Annotated in this window: 18 protein-coding genes and 1 tRNA gene; all 19 read right to left on the bottom strand. The window is 60.1% G+C overall.

The genetic code is table 11. From position 1 onward, the window contains the following. Positions 1 to 7: 7 nt before the first annotated feature. The 19 genes from ETQ85_RS21800 to hisC all read right to left on the bottom strand — a co-directional run bounded on the left by ETQ85_RS21800 (position 8) and on the right by hisC (position 18,536). The gene (locus tag ETQ85_RS21800) at positions 8 to 385 is read right to left on the bottom strand and encodes a MerR family transcriptional regulator (protein WP_148581172.1); all 378 of its coding nucleotides are present in this window, start codon (positions 383 to 385) and stop codon (positions 8 to 10) included. Next, positions 372 to 677 carry an integration host factor subunit alpha gene (locus ETQ85_RS21795; RefSeq protein ID WP_187394809.1) on the bottom strand — a complete coding sequence of 102 codons (306 nt, stop codon included), beginning with the start codon at positions 675 to 677 and terminating at the stop codon, positions 372 to 374. The genes ETQ85_RS21800 and ETQ85_RS21795 overlap by 14 nt, the downstream gene beginning before the upstream one ends. 6 nt (positions 678 to 683) lie before the next feature. Continuing rightward, complete coding sequence (gene pheT, locus ETQ85_RS21790) at positions 684 to 3,062, bottom strand: phenylalanine--tRNA ligase subunit beta (RefSeq protein WP_148581171.1); 2,379 nt, start codon at positions 3,060 to 3,062, stop codon at positions 684 to 686. Positions 3,063 to 3,065: 3 nt separating this feature from the next. Beyond that, complete coding sequence (gene pheS, locus ETQ85_RS21785) at positions 3,066 to 4,097, bottom strand: phenylalanine--tRNA ligase subunit alpha (protein ID WP_148581170.1); 1,032 nt, start codon at positions 4,095 to 4,097, stop codon at positions 3,066 to 3,068. 71 nt (positions 4,098 to 4,168) lie between these two features. Then, entirely contained in the window at positions 4,169 to 4,528 is a 360-nt protein-coding gene (rplT, locus tag ETQ85_RS21780; protein ID WP_148581169.1) for a 50S ribosomal protein L20, read from the bottom strand. A 14-nt stretch (positions 4,529 to 4,542) separates the two neighbouring features. Beyond that, entirely contained in the window at positions 4,543 to 4,740 is a 198-nt protein-coding gene (rpmI, locus tag ETQ85_RS21775; protein ID WP_148581168.1) for a 50S ribosomal protein L35, read from the bottom strand. A 133-nt stretch (positions 4,741 to 4,873) separates the two neighbouring features. Beyond that, a complete protein-coding gene (infC, locus tag ETQ85_RS21770) occupies positions 4,874 to 5,377 on the bottom strand; it encodes a translation initiation factor IF-3 (protein WP_222862248.1) in 504 nt (167 codons plus the stop codon). Positions 5,378 to 5,424: 47 nt separating this feature from the next. Continuing rightward, on the bottom strand, positions 5,425 to 7,341 hold the full coding sequence (gene thrS / locus ETQ85_RS21765) for a threonine--tRNA ligase (RefSeq protein WP_148581166.1): 1,917 nt from the start codon (positions 7,339 to 7,341) through the stop codon (positions 5,425 to 5,427). Positions 7,342 to 7,499: 158 nt separating this feature from the next. Further along, positions 7,500 to 7,576 (bottom strand) — tRNA-Val (locus ETQ85_RS21760). Positions 7,577 to 7,635: 59 nt separating this feature from the next. Continuing rightward, entirely contained in the window at positions 7,636 to 8,433 is a 798-nt protein-coding gene (locus ETQ85_RS21755) for a 3'-5' exonuclease (RefSeq protein ID WP_148581165.1), read from the bottom strand. Between the two features lie 8 nt (positions 8,434 to 8,441). Then, complete coding sequence (gene cysM, locus ETQ85_RS21750) at positions 8,442 to 9,332, bottom strand: cysteine synthase CysM (protein WP_148581164.1); 891 nt, start codon at positions 9,330 to 9,332, stop codon at positions 8,442 to 8,444. A 135-nt stretch (positions 9,333 to 9,467) separates the two neighbouring features. Further along, positions 9,468 to 10,790, bottom strand: a complete 1,323-nt coding sequence (locus ETQ85_RS21745; protein ID WP_148581163.1) for a UDP-glucose dehydrogenase family protein — start codon at positions 10,788 to 10,790, stop codon at positions 9,468 to 9,470. Between the two features lie 90 nt (positions 10,791 to 10,880). Further along, positions 10,881 to 12,056 carry a lipopolysaccharide assembly protein LapB gene (gene lapB, locus ETQ85_RS21740; protein ID WP_148581162.1) on the bottom strand — a complete coding sequence of 392 codons (1,176 nt, stop codon included), beginning with the start codon at positions 12,054 to 12,056 and terminating at the stop codon, positions 10,881 to 10,883. Positions 12,057 to 12,060: 4 nt separating this feature from the next. Further along, positions 12,061 to 12,369 (bottom strand): lipopolysaccharide assembly protein LapA domain-containing protein, encoded by a 309-nt coding sequence (locus ETQ85_RS21735; protein WP_148581161.1) that lies wholly within the window; start codon positions 12,367 to 12,369, stop codon positions 12,061 to 12,063. 100 nt (positions 12,370 to 12,469) lie between these two features. Then, complete coding sequence (locus tag ETQ85_RS21730) at positions 12,470 to 12,754, bottom strand: integration host factor subunit beta (protein ID WP_079434022.1); 285 nt, start codon at positions 12,752 to 12,754, stop codon at positions 12,470 to 12,472. A gap of 11 nt (positions 12,755 to 12,765) precedes the next feature. Next, positions 12,766 to 14,472 carry a 30S ribosomal protein S1 gene (gene rpsA, locus ETQ85_RS21725; protein WP_148581160.1) on the bottom strand — a complete coding sequence of 569 codons (1,707 nt, stop codon included), beginning with the start codon at positions 14,470 to 14,472 and terminating at the stop codon, positions 12,766 to 12,768. A gap of 83 nt (positions 14,473 to 14,555) precedes the next feature. Then, entirely contained in the window at positions 14,556 to 16,517 is a 1,962-nt protein-coding gene (locus ETQ85_RS21720; protein ID WP_148581159.1) for a bifunctional 3-phosphoshikimate 1-carboxyvinyltransferase/cytidylate kinase, read from the bottom strand. Positions 16,518 to 16,531: 14 nt separating this feature from the next. Further along, positions 16,532 to 17,425 carry a prephenate dehydrogenase gene (locus ETQ85_RS21715; RefSeq protein WP_148581158.1) on the bottom strand — a complete coding sequence of 298 codons (894 nt, stop codon included), beginning with the start codon at positions 17,423 to 17,425 and terminating at the stop codon, positions 16,532 to 16,534. A gap of 13 nt (positions 17,426 to 17,438) precedes the next feature. Next, entirely contained in the window at positions 17,439 to 18,536 is a 1,098-nt protein-coding gene (gene hisC / locus ETQ85_RS21710) for a histidinol-phosphate transaminase (RefSeq protein ID WP_148581157.1), read from the bottom strand. Between the last annotated feature and the right edge of the window lie 4 nt (positions 18,537 to 18,540).

Genomic DNA, 18,540 nt, shown 5'->3' with positions numbered 1-18,540 from the left:
GCGTTCCTCAGCTCTGCAGATCGCTCAGAATCGACTTGATCTCGGCACGGATCGAAACCAGTTGCTCGCGCAGACCGGCGGACTCTTCAACATCCTCACGCTTGCGCGCCGCCACGTCGTCGAGACGATTTCGCGCACCGGAAATGGTAAAGCCATCCTGATACAGCAGTTCGCGAATCCGGCGAATCAACAGCACTTCGTGGTGCTGATAATAACGTCGGTTTCCGCCCCGCTTGACCGGGCGCAACTGGGTGAACTCTTGCTCCCAGTAGCGCAGCACATGAGGCTTTACACCGCACAGATCACTCACCTCACCAATGGTGAAGTAACGTTTGGCAGGAATCGGCGGCAGTTCTACAGCCGCCTCGGCATCACTTGGCAACATCGCTCAGTTGCTCCACATTGGCCTTGAGCTTCTGACTGGCGTGAAAAGTCACCACACGCCGGGCAGTAATCGGAATTTCTTCACCGGTCTTGGGATTACGACCGGGGCGCTGGGGCTTCTCCCGCAGCTGGAAATTGCCGAAGCCCGAAAGCTTCACGCAATCTCCACGTTCGAGCGCGATGCGGATTTCCTCGAAAAAGCACTCCACCATGTCCTTGGCTTCGCGCTTGTTCAGGCCTACCTGCTCAAACAGCATGTCGGCGAGCTCAGCCTTTGTCAGTGTCATGCTCATGATGAATCAGGCCCTCAGCTTCGCGCCAAGGTTTTCCTCGGCGTGGCGGGTCAGGGCAGCCATCGCGGCATCCACTTCGACATCCTCCAGAGTCCGTTGAGTTTCTTGCATAACTACACGGAATGCAAGGCTTTTCCGGTTCGGCTCGACACCTTTGCCCTGGTATTGATCGAACAATTCGATGCGCTGCACAATGGCCGGCGCAACAGCCTGAAGACCTTTCAGGAGGATCGCCGCAGCGGCATCCTGATCGACCACCAGCGCCAGGTCGCGGGTCACGGCCGGGAAGCGCGAAAGCTCTTGGTAAGCCGGCGTCACGGTATCCAGCAACACGTCGAGTTCGATTTCGAAGAGTACCGGTGCGGTGCCCAACTCATGACGCTGCACCCACACCGGATGCAGTTCACCGATGAAACCGATGGCACGACCATCCAGCAGCACACGGGCCGAACGCCCCGGGTGCAGCGCCGGGTGGGCAGCCCGCTCGAACTCGGCGACCCGCGGGAAAAGCAGCGCCTCCAGATCCGCCTTCACATCGAAGAAGTCGACGTTGCGGCTCGTTTCAGCCCACTGCTCGGGACGGACAAAGCCCGCCGCCAACGCGGCAAGGCGCACCGGTTGATGGAAACCATCCACCGGCTTGCCGGCAGCATCGCGGGCGAAGCAGCGACCAATCTCGAAGACGCGCACGCGGTTGGTCTGACGCTTGCGGTTGGTCACCACGTTGGCCACCAGGCCGCCAATCAGACTGGAACGCATCACGCTCATCTGGCTGGCGATGGGGTTGGCGAGGCGCACCGGATCGGCATTGCCGCAGAAGTCCTTTTCCCACGCCTCGTCGACGAAGGCGAAGTTGATCACTTCCTGATATTCACGGCCGGCCACCAGGCGACGAATGAACATCGTGTCGCGCTTTGCCTCCGGACGCGGCAGCATGCTGATCGGGCCACGCGGAGGCACGCTCGGAATGTTGTCATAGCCATGGAGACGAGCGATTTCCTCAATGAGGTCTTCCTCGATTTCCAGATCGAAACGGTAGGACGGCGGCGTCACGACAAAATCTTCCCCGTCGCGGGCGACGGTCAGATTCAGTCGTTCGAACATTCCGGCGACGCAATCGGCGGTCAGGGCGATACCCAGCACACGCCGCACACGCGCAGCACGCAGGCGGATCGGGGCACGCGCGGGCAGTTTGTCGGCAGCCAGCGCTTCCTGCACCGGGCCGGCAGAGCCGCCGCAGATGTCGAGGATCAGACGCGTAGCGCGCTCCATGGCCTGACCCGCCAGCGCGAAGTCCACACCCCGCTCGAAGCGGTAGGAGGCGTCCGACGAGAAGCCATAAGCACGGGCACGGCCGGCAATGACGTCGGGCGCAAAGAAGGCGCTTTCGAGGAACAGATCGGTGGTATCCAGCGTGATTCCACTGTCTTCGCCACCCATCACGCCGGCCAGGGCCAGTGCGCGGGTTTCATCGGCAATCAGCAGCGTATCGGCAGCCGGGGTGATGGTCTGGCCATTGAGGAGGAGCACTTGCTCGCCGGGGTTCGGCAGACGGACGTGAATGGCACCATTCAGTTTGGCATTATCGAAGGCGTGAAGCGGCTGACCGAGTTCCAGCATCACGTAGTTGGTCACATCGACCAACGCACTGATGGAGCGGATGCCGCTACGGGCCAGACGCTGCTTCATCCATTCGGGTGTCGGAGCCTTGGCGTTCACGCCCCGGATGATCCGGCCGCTGTAGCGCGGGCAGGCCTCCGGCGCGTCGAGAATGATCGCACGCACATCCGCATGGGCTGCGGCAACAGGCTCGCAGGCCGGCAGTGTCAGCGGGCTGGCGGTCAGCGCAGCGACTTCACGGGCGATACCGGTGAGGCTCAGGCAGTCGGCGCGGTTCGGCGTCAGCTTGATGGTGAACAGCGTGTCGTCGAGCGACAGGTACTCGCGCACGTCCATGCCGATCGGCGCATCCTCGGGCAGCACCAACAAGCCGCTGCTCTCGTCAGACGTACCAAGCTCCTTGGCGGAGCACAGCATGCCAAAGGATTCGACACCACGCAGCTTGGCCGCCTTGATGCCGAAACCGGCCAGATCGGCGCCCACCAGGGCACACGGAATTTTGAGGCCGGCAGCCGCATTCGGCGCACCGCAGACGATCTGCAGCAGCTCGCCCTGCCCCGCGTCCACCTTGCAGACACGCAGCTTGTCGGCGTTCGGGTGCTTCTCCGCTTCGACGATCTGCGCAACGACAACCTTGGAGAACACGGCGGCCACGCCGTCCTGCTCTTCCACTTCCAGCCCCGCCATGGTGAGCAAATGCCCCAGCGCGTCCGAATCGAGGGCCGGACTGACGAAACTGCGCAACCAGAGTTCTGAGAATTGCATGGCTTACCTGAATTGACCGAGGAAACGAAGATCGCCTTCGAAGAACAGGCGAAGGTCATTGACGCCATACCGCAGCATGGTCAGCCGATCCGGCCCCATGCCGAAGGCAAAGCCGGTGTAACGCTCGGGATCAATGCCGCCGTAGCGCAACACATTGGGGTGCATCATTCCGCAGCCGGCAATCTCCAGCCAGCGGCCCTTCAGCGCACCGCTCATGAACGCCACGTCGATTTCGGCCGACGGCTCGGTGAACGGGAAAAAGGACGGCCGGAAACGCACTTGCAGATCATCGCTCTCGAAGAAGCGACGCAGGAAGTCAGCGACCACACCCTTCAGATCGGCAAAGCTGACAGACTCGCCGATCCACACACCTTCCACCTGATGGAACATCGGCGAATGGGTGGCATCGGAGTCCACGCGATAGACGCGGCCCGGCGCGATGACGCGCAGTTCGGGCATGGTATCGCGATCCTTGTAGGCTTCTACGTGGGCCTGCATGGCGCGGATCTGGACCGGACTGGTGTGGGTGCGGAGCATTACACCATCGCCGTTTTCCAGATAGAACGTGTCGTGCATCGAACGGGCCGGATGATTGGCCGGCGTGTTCAATGCCGTGAAATTGTAGAAATCGGTCTCGATCTCGGGGCCTTCGGCCACATCGAAGCCGATGGAGCGGAACAGTTGTTCGACGCGCTCCAGAGTACGCACCACCGGATGCAGGCCGCCGATACCGGCGCCACGACCAGGCAGGGTTACATCCAGAGCTTCGGCCGCCAGTTGCACTTCGAGGGCTGCTTGCTGCAGCGCATCGCGACGAGCGGTCAGCAGGGATTCGATGGCCGTCTTGGCCTTGTTGATTTCCGCACCGGCAGTCTTGCGCGTCTCCGGATCGAGCTTGCCGAGGCCCTTCAACAGTTCGGTCAGTGAACCGCCTTTGCCTAGATAGCACGCCTTGGCGGCTTCCAGCGCAGCGCCATCGGCAGCAGCTGCAAAATCGGCATCAGCCTGCGCAACGAGTTGATCGAGTTGATCCATTTTGTCTGTCTTATCCCGGGTTCAGGACAAAAAAAAGGAGGCTAGGCCTCCTTTTTTCGTGCTGCGTTGGATTACGCAGCGAGCTGGGCCTTGGCTTGTTCGGCGAGCGCCGCAAAAGCGGGCTTGTCGAAAACAGCCAGATCGGCCAGCACCTTGCGGTCCACTTCAATGCAAGCCTTCTTGAGGCCATTCATGAAGCGGCTGTAGGTCATGCCGAGCTCACGGGAAGCCGCGTTGATACGGGCGATCCACAGGGCACGGAATTGACGCTTGCGTTGACGACGGTCACGGTAGGCATATTGCCCGGCCTTCATCACCGCCTGCTTGGCGATCCGGTATACGTTCTTGCGACGACCACGATAGCCCTTGGCTTGATCGAGGACTTTCTTGTGACGGGCACGGGCGGTTACACCACGTTTAACTCTGGGCATTGCGTTCTCCTAAATCAGGCGTAGGGCATCATGGCGCGGATGGACTTTTCGTCCGCAGCATGCACGGCAGTCATGCCACGCAGCTGGCGCTTGCTCTTGGTCGTCTTCTTCGTCAGGATGTGGCGCTTGAACGCCTGCGAACGCTTGATGCTACCGCTAGAGCGGATCTTGAACCGCTTGGCGGCCCCGCTCTTGGTCTTCATCTTCGGCATGGAGTACTCCAGCTTATGTCATGGCCCCGGGTGGCTTCCGACTTTCGGAAACGCTTCAACAACCCGTCACCACTTGTTTCCGGCGGACTATGCTGCCCGCCGGGATCCAGCACCTTGCGGCGCCGGGAATTCTTTAGTGCTTCTTCTTCGGGGCGATGACCATGATCATCTGACGCCCTTCCATCTTCGGCATCTGCTCGACCTGACCGATTTCTTCGAGATCGGTCCTGACGCGCTCAAGCTGACGCATGCCGAATTCCTGGTGGGCCATTTCACGGCCCCGGAAGCGCAGCGTCACCTTGGCTTTGTCACCTTCGTTCAGGAACTTGATGAGGTTACGCAGCTTGATCTGGTAGTCGTTCTCGTCGGTACCCGGACGGAGCTTTACTTCCTTGACCTGGATCTGCTTCTGTTTTTGCTTGGCTTCGTGGGCGCGCTTGGCTTCTTCGTATTTGTACTTACCGAAGTCCATCAAGCGACAAACCGGCGGTTTAGCCATGGGTGCGATCTCAACCAGATCGCAACCAGCTTCTTCCGCAGCTTCGAGAGCAGCACGCAAAGTAACGATGCCAACCTGCTCACCGTCCTCACCCGTCAAACGCACTTCCGGCACACTGATTTCGCCGTTGATGCGCAGTTTTTTATCCTGAGCGATGGTTCAATTCTCCAAGAAAGCAAAAAATATCAGGCCGTGCCGGCAAATGCAGAAACCTCTGCCTGCCAACGCTCGACAACACTATCGAGGGACATTTGACCGAGGTCTTGATTACCCCGGGCGCGCACGGCCACTACATTTGCCGCCTTTTCCTTGTCACCAATAACAAGCAGGTAAGGCAGCTTACGTACGCTATGTTCGCGTATTTTATAAGTAATTTTCTCGTTACGCAAATCGGCCTCGACTCGGAAGCCCTTAGAGCGCAACGTCCGGACCACTTCCTGGGCGTAATCGGCCTGCGCGTCCGAGATATTCAGCACCACGGCCTGCACAGGGGAGAGCCACAAGGGCAAGGCACCCGCGTGATTCTCGATGAGAATGCCGATGAAACGCTCGAGCGAACCAAGAATGGCGCGATGCAGCATCACCGGACGACGGCGGGTGTTGTCCTCGGTGACATATTCGGCATCGAGACGCTCGGGCAGCACGAAATCCAGCTGCATCGTGCCGCACTGCCAGGAGCGACCAAGCGCATCCTTGACATGGTATTCAATCTTCGGACCATAGAAGGCGCCCTCACCCGGCAACTCTTCCCACTGATGCCCCGAGGCCCCCAGGGCCTGGCGCAAGCCATCCTCGGCCTTATCCCAGACATCATCGCCACCGGCGCGCTTCTCGGGGCGCAGGGACAGCTTGATGGCCACGTCCGTAAAGCCGAAATCCTGGTAAACACGGGACAGCAGCGCATTGAAGGCAGTAACTTCGGCAACGATCTGATCTTCGGTACAGAAGATGTGGGCATCGTCCTGCACAAAGCCACGCACCCGCATCAAGCCATGCAGCGCACCGGAGGGCTCGTTGCGATGACACGAACCGAATTCAGCCAGACGCAGCGGCAGATCACGATAGGAATGCAGGCCGTGATTGTAAATCTGCACATGCCCCGGACAGTTCATCGGCTTGATCGCGTAATCGCGCTTTTCCGATTCCGTCGTGAACATGTTGTCGCGATAGTTGTCCCAGTGACCCGAGCGCTCCCACAGCTGTCGATCCATCACCAGCGGGGTCTTCACCTCCTGGTAACCAGCCTCGGTCAAGACGCGACGCATGTATTGCTCGATCTGCTGCCAAAGGGTCCAACCCTTCGGATGCCAGAACACCATACCCGGCGCTTCATCCTGCAGATGAAAGAGATCCAGCTGCTTGCCGAGACGGCGATGATCGCGCTTCTCGGCCTCTTCCAGCATGTGCAGGTAGGCTTCCTGATCTTCCTTTTTCGCCCATGCAGTACCGTAGATACGCTGCAGCATCTCGTTCTTCGAGTCACCACGCCAATAGGCACCGGCGACCTTCATCAACTTGAAGACCTTCAGCTTGCCGGTAGACGGGACATGAGGACCGCGACACAGATCCACAAAATCGCCCTCGCGATACAGGGAAACATCCTGATCCTGCGGAATGGAAGCAATGATTTCAGCCTTGTAGTGCTCGCCGATAGACTTGAAATAGGCGACAGCCTCATCCCGCGGCAGAACACTGCGCTCGACCGGAATATCGCGCTTGGCAAGTTCGACCATGCGGGCTTCGATTGTTTCCAGATCTTCCGGCGTAAACGGACGCTTGTACGAGAAGTCGTAGAAGAAGCCGTTCTCGATCACCGGCCCGATCGTCACCTGCGCATCCGGGAACAACTCCTTGACCGCATAGGCCAGCAAGTGCGCGGTGGAATGGCGAATGACCTCCAGCCCGTCCGGGTCCTTGTCCGTAACAATGGCGAGGGCTGTATCGCGCTCAATCAGATAGGAGGTATCAACGAGCCTGCCTTCGACTTTGCCGGCAAGGGCGGCACGGGCCAGGCCGGCACCGATGGATGCAGCAACCTGGGCAATCGTCACGGGCTGCTCGAAACTGCGAACAGAACCGTCGGGCAAGGTGATATTGGGCATGATGGCTCGCGAAGGGAGGGGATGAGAAAATCTGGGCAAAAAAAAAGTGCGGCAGAGCCGCACTTTTTCCTCTACCGAAAAACGCCTTGCAGCAGACTAGACCTTACTCAATCCTGACTGCCGCAAGTTTCAAACATTGCGTTTTCCTCTTAGGTGTTTGGTAGGCGCGATTGGACTCGAACCAACGACCCCCACCATGTCAAGGTGGTGCTCTAACCAGCTGAGCTACGCGCCTAAGAAGCCCACATTATAGAGACCCCACAGAAGATGTCAAGGGTTATCTGATGTTTTCTTTCAAGTCCCCGAAACAGGCCACGCCGCAAGAAAGCGCTCCCAGTGGGAAGCCTCAATCCGGCCGAGGGATTCGCGCACAAAAGCGATCTCGGCTTCGTATTGCACCTTGTCCATCGCACCCCGCATGCACTGGAAGCGCAGGAAGACCAGATAGGTGTTCACCACATCCGTCTCGCAGTAATCACGGATATCGGCAATCTTGCCCTCGCAGTAACCCTTCCATACTGCCGAACCATCCATTCCCAGCTTGCCCGGAAAACCCATCAACTTGGCAAGGTCGTCCAGCGGTGCGCTGGCTCTAGGCTGGTACATCGCCAGCAGATCCATCAAGTCCAGGTGACGAGTGTGATAGCGGCCGATATAGCTGTTCCACTTGAAGTCACGGGAGTCGGCATAGTCTCCATCTCCCAGATCCCAGTAACGGGGGGCACTCACACCATGCATCATTCCCCGGTAATGGAGTACCGGCAGATCAAAGCCGCCCCCGTTCCAGGAAACGATTTGCGGAGTGAACTTCTCGATGCCATCGAAGAAGCGCTGGATCAACTCACCCTCGGTGCAGTCGGGCTCCGACAGGGAAAAAACCCGGAAGTGGGCGGCATCCCGCAGGACACAGGAAATCGTCACCACCCGCTGGAGGTGATGAGGCAAAAAATCTGTGCCGTTAGCGGCACGCCGCTGCTGGAAGGCAAACTCCGCAACCTCCTCATCTGCCAGCGCTTCCGGCAGGCTATAGAGGGCACGGATTCCCTTGATGTCGGGGATCGTCTCGATATCGAAAACGAGGGTGGTCGTCATCTTTGCCATCAAGCCGGAAAAACGCCAGTCGACAGGTAACGATCCCCCCGATCGCAAACGATGGAGACGATCACGGCATTTTCGAGCTGTGCCGCAAGGCTCAACGCAACGTGCATCGCACCGCCGGACGAGATGCCGGCAAAAATCCCCTCTTCACGCGCCAGGCGCCGGGTCATCTCTTCGGCATCGGCCTGAGCCACATACTCCAGCTGATCCACCCGCGACTTGTCGTAGATGCTCGGCAGGTAAGCCTCGGGCCATTTGCGGATACCCGGAATCTGCGAACCATCCGTGGGCTGACAGCCGATGATGCAGACATCGGGGTTCTTGCCTTTGAGATAGGTCGACACCCCCATGATCGTGCCGGTCGTCCCCATGCTGCTGATGAAATGGGTTACGGTGCCGCCGGTCTGCTCCCAGATCTCAGGGCCGGTGCCATCGATATGCGCCTGCGGGTTATCCGGATTGCCGAACTGGTCGAGAATGATCCCGCGTCCCTCGTTCCGCATGCGCTCGGCCACGTCACGCGCCAGTTCCATGCCGCCCTCCTTCGGCGTCAGCACCAGCTCGGCGCCGAAGGCGCGCATGGTCTGGCGCCGCTCGATGCTCTGATTCTCGGGCATCACGAGGATCATGCCGTAGCCACGAATGGCCGCCGCCATCGCCAGGGCAATGCCGGTGTTGCCGCTGGTTGCCTCGATCAGGGTCTGACCGGGCTTGATGTCGCCACGTGCTTCGGCCCGCAGGATCATCGACATGGCCGGACGATCTTTCACCGACCCGGCCGGATTGTTGCCTTCAAGCTTGGCGAGGATGACGTTGTTGCGCCCTGCAGTAATACGTTTGAGGCGGACCAGCGGGGTCTGCCCCACGTAGTCCTCAAGAGTCTTGAATTCCATGATTTGATCCAATGGGTATCGGGTTGAGGTGATCATACCGAATGCTGCAGCAGGACAAGCAAACGAAGCACCGGGCCAGGATTGAAAAAGGGGCTTCCAGCGGAAGCCCCTTGGGGACCGTGCCGAAGCAGCCGATCAGGGCCGGCCGATACTCAGGTAGGTCAGCCCGGCCTGCCGCGGCAGCACCGGATCGAAGATGTTGCGACCGTCGAAAATCACCGGACTCTTCAGTTTTTCCTTGATCACACTGAAATCGGGACTGCGGAATTCCTTCCACTCGGTCACGATCACCAGCGCATCGGCGCCATCCAGTGCAGCCATCGGACGATCCACATAACCCAGACGCCGATCATCACCAAAAATGCGCCGGGTTTCGGGCATCGCCACCGGATCATAAGCCGTGACCGTTGCGCCGCGCCTGAACAATTCGGCGATGATGACGCGGCTCGGTGCTTCGCGCATGTCGTCAGTATTCGGCTTGAAAGCCAGCCCCCACATGGCGAAATGCTTGCCACTCAGATCCTCCCCGAAGCAGGCCACGATCTTGTCCACCAACACCAGCTTCTGGGCATCGTTGGCATCCTCCACCGCATTCAGGACCCGCAGGGCATGCCCGGCATCGCTGCCAGTCTTGATCAACGCCTTCACATCCTTCGGGAAACAGGAGCCGCCGTAGCCACAACCGGCATACAGGAAGTGATAGCCGATCCGCGGATCGCTACCGATCCCCTGACGCACCAGTTCGATGTCGGCGCCCAGGGATTCGGCCAGCAGCGCCAGTTCGTTCATGAAGCTGATCCGCGTTGCCAGCATCGCGTTGGCCGCGTACTTGGTCAGCTCGGCGCTGCGCAAGTCCATGATCAGGACTTTTTCGTGATTGCGCTGGAAGGGCGCGTAGAGCGCCTTCATCAGGAAAATGGCCTGATCATCCTCGGCCCCCACGACAATGCGGTCGGGGCGCATGAAGTCATCCACCGCCGCACCCTCTTTCAGGAACTCGGGGTTGGATACCACACTGTACGGAATCGCCTCACCACGCAGATCAAGCTCGGCCTGCACGGCAGCCTTGACCTTGTCGGCAGTCCCGACTGGCACAGTGCTCTTGTCGACGATCACCTTGTAATCAGTCATGTGGCGGCCGATGGCCTTCGCCGCAGCCAGCACATACTGCAGATCCGCCGAGCCATCCTCGTCCGGCGGCGTGCCGACAGCAATGAACTGAATCGTTCCGAACTGCACCGCCTGCTGCACATCGGTCGTGAAATGCAGCCGTCCGGCGGCCACGTTGCGGGCCACGACCTGGTCCAGACCCGGCTCGTGAATCGGGATGCCCCCCTCCTTCAGAACCCGGATTTTTTCCGGATCCAGATCCAGGCACAGCACGTCATTGCCCATTTCGGCCAGGCAAGCCCCGGACACCAGCCCCACGTAACCCGTACCGACTACAGTAATTTTCATACTCTCGTTCCCAGGATGAATCCAGAAAGTACGCCGAAAAATCCGCGCACAAAATGACAAGCCGACATCTACCGCCTCGACGACACGCGGCTAGGGGGCAAGATCGAACTCTTCGGTGCGCTTTGGCGGATAGGTCTCCCAGCCACCGCAGGCCGGACAGCGCCAGTAGAACTGGCGCGCCTTGAACCCACAGGCATCGCAGCGGTAACGCGCGACGCGGCGCGTATGACCATGCACCAGCCCCTTGACCAGCTCGATATCGGTACGCTGAGCGGCAGGGGCAGTCAGCAGCGCCGCCTCCAGCAACTTGTCGAGCCCCAGCAGCGTCGGGTTACGGCGCAATTCGTCGCGCACCAGATGATAGGCTGCCTGGGCCCCCTCCTTCTGCAGCTCCCACTGAAACAAGGCATCCAGCAGATCGAGGGACGAATACTGGTCGAGGTAGCTGCGCAAAAGCTGCATCCCCTGCTCAAGCTCACCGAGACGCCGGTAGGCGTCCATCAAGCGCTCGGCAACCAGGGCCAGATAAACCGGATTCTGACTTTCAACCTTTTTCCACGCTTCGAGAGCAGCACGATCATCACCACGAGCCGCATACAGATCGCCCAGCAGCATGCTCGCACGCACCGATTTCCGGTTCATTTCAAGTGCGCGCTGGATACTTGTCATGGCCTCGTCAAAGCGGGAGTTGGCCATGTCGGCCGACGCCAGTTCGCAATGGAAATTGGCCACTTCCTTTTCCCACAGCACGCTTTCGTGATCCGGCAGGGCGATGGCAATATCGATGGCCTTCCGCCAGTCCTTCTCCTGCTGATAGATATCCAGCAGATTCTTCAACGCAAAATCATTCAGCCGACTCCCTCGCAACTGGACAAACACCGCTTCGGCCCGATCCAGCAAACCCGCCTTGAGAAAGTCGAGGCCCAGCTCAGAAAGGGCCTGCAAACGCTGCTCGTCGGAAAGGTCATCCCGGTCGATCAGGTTTTGGTGCATGCGGATCGCCCGATCCGTCTCACCACGACGTCGAAACAGGCTGCCCAGCGCAAAGTGCAACTCGACAGTCTGGTTGTCGATCTTTACCGCTTCGATGAAGGCATCGATAGCCTTGTCGGGCTGCTCGTTGAGGAGAAAATTAAGCCCCGTCAGATAGGTCCGCGGCAGCGCCCGGGACTCCTTGACCAGATGTTTGATATCCACCCGCGCGGCTAGCCAGCCGAGGGCGAAGAACAACGGAAAAGCCAGTAACCACCAGAGTTCGAATTCCATGGAATCAGTAAGTCTCCGGGATATCGGGTCCGTGGGCCAGGGGAGCCTGGCTGCGGACATCCTGAGAGGCGGCAACTCCGCCCTGCTCCCGGAGATAACCGATTTCGCGATGCTGCCGATACAAGGTTGCAACCGTTGCGGTTACACCGATCAGGACGCCCACCACGACAAACAGAAGGATGACCAGTACAAGTGGCATTTGAAACTGCGCACCGAAAAAGAAACGCAGAACGACAACGTCATCGTTCTTCACTGCAAACCCGAACAGGAGCAGGAAGAGAAACAGTCTGAAGACCCAGATAAGAGCGCGCATGCCCGAAATTATCCCCGACGTGGACAAAAAAAAGAAGGCGGCTTTCGCCGCCTTCGTGATCGAGCCTTGGGCCTCCGGATGAGAGACGCCTCAATGAGGATCACCCCATCATGTCGACGCGCTCCCGCAACTCCTTGCCCGCCTTGAAATGCGGAACGTATTTCTCCGGTACCTGCACCTTCTCACCCGACTTGGGATTGCGCCCAACCCGGGGCGGCCGGTAGTTCAAGGCAAAGCTGCCAAAACCGCGGATCTCGATACGATCACCCCGCGACAGGGCGTCGGTCATCGCATCGAGAATCATCTTTACCGCGAACTCGGCGTCCTTCGCGACCAGCTGGGGAAAACGCTCCGCCAGCCGGGCGATGAGCTCCGACTTGGTCATGCCCGAACTGCTTATTTCTGCTCGTTGAGCTTGGCCTTCAGCAGCGCACCGAGGTTGGTGGTGCCGCTGGCAGCGGAAGAGCTCTCAGACGCAAGCTTGTTCATCGCTTCGTTCTGTTCAACTTGGTCCTTGGCACGGATCGACAGATTGATGCCGCGGGTCTTGCGATCCACGTTAACAATCATGGCCTCAACGGTGTCGCCAACCTTCAGCAGCAGGGACAGATCGTCCACACGGTCACGGGAGAACTCGGACGCGCGCAGGTAACCTTCGACGTCATTGTTCATGCCGATCACGGCGCCACGGGCATCCACAGACTTCACGGTGCCATTCACGAGGGTGTTCTTGTCGTGGGTGGCGATGAAGTTGGTGAAGGGGTCGCCATCGAGTTGCTTGATGCCGAGGGAGATACGCTCCTTCTCAACATCGATGTTCAGCACAACGGCTTCGACTTCGTCACCCTTCTTGTACTGGCGAACAGCTTCTTCGCCGGTCAGGGCCCACGACAGGTCGGACAGATGAACCAGACCGTCAATGCCACCTTCCAGGCCGATGAACACGCCGAAGTCGGTCAGGGACTTGATCTGACCACGGACCTTGTCACCCTTCTTGTGGTTGATGGCGAAATCGTCCCACGGGTTGGACATGCACTGCTTCATGCCCAGGGAGATACGGCGACGGTCTTCGTCGATCTCAAGAATCATCACTTCGACTTCGTCGCCCAGCTGGACAACCTTGGTCGGGTGGATGTTCTTGTTGGTCCAGTCCATTTCGGAAACGTGGACCAGGCCTTCGATGCCCTGCTCGACTTCAACGAAAGCGCCGTAGTCAGTGATGTTGGTGACCTTGCCGAACAGGCGGGTGCTCTGCGGGTAACGACGGGAGATGCCCACCCACGGATCTTCGCCCAGCTGCTTGAGGCCCAGGGAGACGCGATTCTTCTCCTGGTCAAACTTGAGCACCTTGGCTTCGAGCTCATCGCCCACAGCCAGCACTTCCGACGGGTGACGCACACGACGCCAGGCCAGGTCGGTGATGTGCAGCAGGCCGTCGATGCCGCCCAGATCCACGAATGCGCCGTAGTCGGTGATGTTCTTGACGATACCCTTGACGACAGTGCCTTCCTTGAGGGTTTCGAGGAGCTTCTGACGCTCTTCGCCCATGGAAGCTTCGAGCACTGCGCGACGGGACACGACCACGTTGTTGCGCTTGCGGTCGAGCTTGATGACGCGGAATTCGAATTCCTTGCCTTCGAACGGGGTGGTGTCCTTGACGGGACGCATGTCCACCAGCGAACCCGGCAGGAAGGCGCGAATGCCATTGACCATAACGGTCAGGCCACCCTTCACCTTGCCGGTGATCATGCCCTTGACGAGGATTGCGTCGTTCAGGGCCTTGTCGAGGTCGTTCCAGGCGGCGATGCGCTTGGCCTTGTCACGGGACAGGCGGGTTTCGCCGTAGCCGTCTTCGAGCTGCTCGATGGCTACCTGAACGTAATCGCCGATCTCGGCGGTCAGTTCGCCGCGGTCGCCACGGAACTCCTCGATGGGAATGTAGCTCTCGGACTTGAGGCCGGCGTTGACGACCACGAAGTTTTGATCAATCCGCACGACTTCGGCGGTGATAACTTCACCGGCACGCATCTCCTGACGACTGAGGGATTCCTCAAACAGGGCGGCAAAACTTTCCTCGGCGGAAACAGGGGTGGCAATGGACATATGTGAAAAAAGAACCTTACAACCGTCGCGAAACGGCTCCTGGTTAAAAAACCTTTCGGACCCGGGCGGGCCAGCGAAAGACCTTAGTTGCGAAGACTCGAAGCCCGCTCGATCACAAAATCAACCGCCTGCTGGACAGTGATTCCGGAAGTATCGAGCAGCACTGCATCATCGCCTCTCTTCAAAGGCGCAACGGCACGCTGGGAGTCCCGCGCGTCACGTTCATACAAATCTTTGAGGAGATCATCCATCTTAGCAGCCATTCCTTTATCGATCAACTGCTTATAACGACGTTCTGCCCGCGCTTCAACGGAGGCTGTCAGAAAGATTTTCACCCCGGCATCCGGGAAGATCACCGAGCCCATGTCGCGCCCCTCTGCGACCAGCCCGGAACCCGTCCGGTAACTGCGCTGACGCCAGAACAGGGCGTCCCGCACAGCAGGCAGGACGGCGACCCTGGAGGCTCCGACCGAGCACGCTTCACTGCGGATGGCCTCGGTCACGTCATCACCATCAAGCAGCACCAGGCCGTCTTCGAAGCGAGCCGGCAGGGCGGCGGCAATGCTTGCCAGCGAAGTCTCGTCATCCAGCGCAACACCCTTGCGCAGGGCCGCCAGGGCCACAATCCGGTACAGCGCACCGCTATCCAGATGCTCGAAACCGAGGATACGCGCCACGAGTGCGCCCACCGTACCCTTGCCCGACGCAGAAGGTCCGTCGATGGCCACAACGGGAACCGGCGTGGCAATGCCGGCGAAAGTCGTGAAATATTCAGGGAAGGTCTTGTTGACGCACCGGGGATCGTTGATGCGCACGTAGGGCCCGCCCAGAGTCGCCAGCGAAAAACACATGGCCACCCGATGATCCTCGTAGGTATCGATCACCGCCGGATTCAAACCTGCCGGCGGCGTTACCGTGATGCTCTCCGGAAACTCCTCGACGGTGGCGCCAAGCTTGCGCAACTCGGTTGCCATCGCGGCAATCCGGTCGGTTTCCTTGACCCGCCAACTGCCGATATTGCGCAGCGTGCTCGGTCCGTCAGCAAACAAGGCCGCCACGGCGAGAGTCATCGCTGCATCGGGAATGTGATTCAGATCCAGATCAAAGGCCTTGAGCTTGCCGGAAGTCGGCGCCCGCGCCTCGATCCAGTCGTCGCCCCAGGTAATTTCAGCCCCCATTGTGGCGAGCGCATCGGCGAACTTGACATCCCCCTGAATGCTCTTCCGCCCAGCGCCGACGACCCGCACCGGACCACCACCAAGGGCGCCGGCAGCAAGAAAATAGCTGGCGGTCGAAGCATCGCCCTCGACGGCAATCCGGCCCGGCGACACATAGCGCTGAGCAGCCGGCACCACGAAACGATTCCAGCCTTCGCGCTGCACGATAACGCCGAAGCGCTCCATCAGGTTGAGGGTGATCTCCACGTAAGGGCGGCTGATCAACTCCCCTTCCACATCGATGGTCAGCGGCTTGTCCCGCGCCACCAGCGGCGCGGCCTGCAGCAGACCGGTCAGAAACTGGCTCGACACGTTGCCGCGCACGCTGACGCGCTCGGCACCAAGCAGGGCCGGCTTCAAAGCCAGCGGGGGATAACCTTCCTGCCCCAGCCATTCAACGCAGGCCCCGAGCTGCTTGAGCCCATCTACCAGATCGCCGATCGGCCGCTCATGCATGCGTGGCACGCCGGACAGGCGCACTTCGGCGTCGACGTCGGCGCAACCCGACAGGCTGGTAACGATGGCCGGCACCAGCGTGCGAATACTGAGCCCCGAATTGCCGACGAAGATGTCCGCTTTCAACTTCGGGAAACGTCCGCCGCAACCAAAAACACGCAGCGCCTTGCCCTCCTCCATCGTTTTCACCCCCAGGGCGACGATGGCACCACGCATCACCCGGGTATCGTCGGAGTCGAGCAGATCCTCGACAAGGGTTTCGCCTTCGGCCAGCGCCGCCAGCAGCAAAACCCGATTGGAGATACTCTTGGAGCCGGGCAGACGCACACTTCCGGCAGCCTTCTGCAACGGCGGCAGATCGATGAATTCCATGGAAAATCCTTGTGTCACTCGCCCGAAGGCGTCGCAGGGAAAGCCTTGTCGGCCCATTCATTGCGGGCTCGACTGGCTTCGTCGAAGACTTTTTCAAGCGTGGGACCATCTCCCGCCAGGAGCAGCGCCCGCAGCCAAGCCAGCTCGGAGAGATAAGCATCGAGCTCGGCCATCAGGGAATGCCGATTGGCCACACAGATGTCACGCCACATTTCGGGATGGCTCCCCGCCACCCGGGTGAAATCGCGAAAACCGCTGGCGGCATAGCTGAAGAGCTGCTCCGCATTGGCACGTTCAGCCAGTTCATGCACCAGACCAAAAGCCAGCAAGTGGGGCAGATGACTGACGGCTGCAAAAACGCGGTCATGCTCCTGGGGACTCATTTCGTGCAGAAGTGCACCACAAACCGCCCACACTTCACGAACCCGGGCGATGGCCGCAGGCGAATTTTCGGGCAACGGTGTAATCACCACCTTGCGCCCCTGGTAAAGATCGGCGCGGGCGGCAGTGGGGCCGCTCTTCTCGGCCCCTGCAATCGGATGGGCGGGCACCACATTGGCGAGATTCGGCCCCAGATGGCGGTAGATGGCCTCGATCACATCGCGCTTGGTGCTCCCGGCATCGGTAACGATGGTCTCCGGTGACAAGTGCGGCGCCATGGCAGCCGCCACCACATCCATCTGGCCGACCGGCATGGCGAGCAGCACAAATTCCGCACCATCGAGCGCCTCTGCCCAGTCGGTGGACACCTCGTCGATGACCCCCAACTGCCTGGCCACGGCCAGCGGCTCCGGGCGACGTCCAACGCCGACGATCCGATTGACCAACCCCGCCTTCCGCAGGGCAAGGGCTACAGAACCGCCGATCAGGCCGACACCGCAGACAACCAGCTTGTCGATCTTCTTCACGGCCTTGCTCCGCTCAGCCCAAAGCCGCAGGCAAAACCGCCAGGAATCGGGCGTTCTCGCTTTCCAGACCAATGGAGACGCGCAGCCATTCGGGCATGCCGTAGCCACCGATGGGCCGGACAATCACGCCCTGCTCAAGCAGGCGCCGATTGACACCGGCACCGTCGCCGACCTTGAAAGTCACGAAGTTGCCTGCCGACGGAATCCAGTCGAGGCCAAGCTGCGTGAAACCCTCGGTAAGCTGGGCCATGCCGGCACAGTTGAGCGCATAGCTGCGCGACAGGAATTCATCGTCAAACAGGGCCGCCGCCGCCGCGGACAGCGCCACACTGCATACATTGAAAGGCTGTCGCACACGATTCAGCAGATCGATGACCTCCGGGCTGCCGAGACCGTAGCCCACTCGCAAGCCGGCCAGACCGTACGCCTTCGAGAAGGTGCGGCTGATCAGCAGATTGGGGAAACGCGGCAGCCAGGCGATGGCGTCGTAGCGCTGATCCGGCGTCAGGTACTCGGTGTAGGCCTCGTCGAGCACCACCAGCACGTGCTCCGGCACGCGAACGAGGAAAGCCTCGAGTTCGTCGCCGGGAATGAAGGTGCCGGTCGGGTTGTTCGGGTTGGCGATGAAGAGAACGCGGGTAGCCGGCGTGATCGCCGCCAGCATGGCGTCCAGGTCATGACCGAAATTCCTGGCCGGCACTTCGATGCCGCGCGCGCCAGCCGCCTGGGTCGCCAGCGGATAGACCGCGAAGGCATGCTGGGCGTACACCGCATCCCGGTCCGGGCCGAGGAAGGCGCCGGCAGCCAGTTCAAGAATGTCGTTGGAACCGTTGCCGAGGACAATCTGGTCGAGAGCCACGCCGTAACGACGGCGCAGCGCATCCTTCAGCTCGAAACCGTTGCCGTCCGGGTAGCGGGCGATGTCAGCCAGCGACTTCAGCATCGCCTCACGGGTCTTCTCGCCAACGCCCAGGGGATTCTCGTTGGACGCCAGCTTGACGATGGACTCTTCCGCCAACCCCATTTCCCGGGCCAGTTCGGAAATCGGCTTGCCGGGCTGATAGGGAGAGATCGCCCGGATATGGGCGGGCGCCAGATCACACAAACGCATGAAC

It is taken from the genome of Zoogloea oleivorans (assembly GCF_008107625.1).
Taxonomy (GTDB): domain Bacteria; phylum Pseudomonadota; class Gammaproteobacteria; order Burkholderiales; family Rhodocyclaceae; genus Zoogloea; species Zoogloea oleivorans.
The sequence above is the reverse complement of the archived record's forward strand: the minus strand, read 5'-3'. Positions and strand labels throughout refer to the sequence as shown.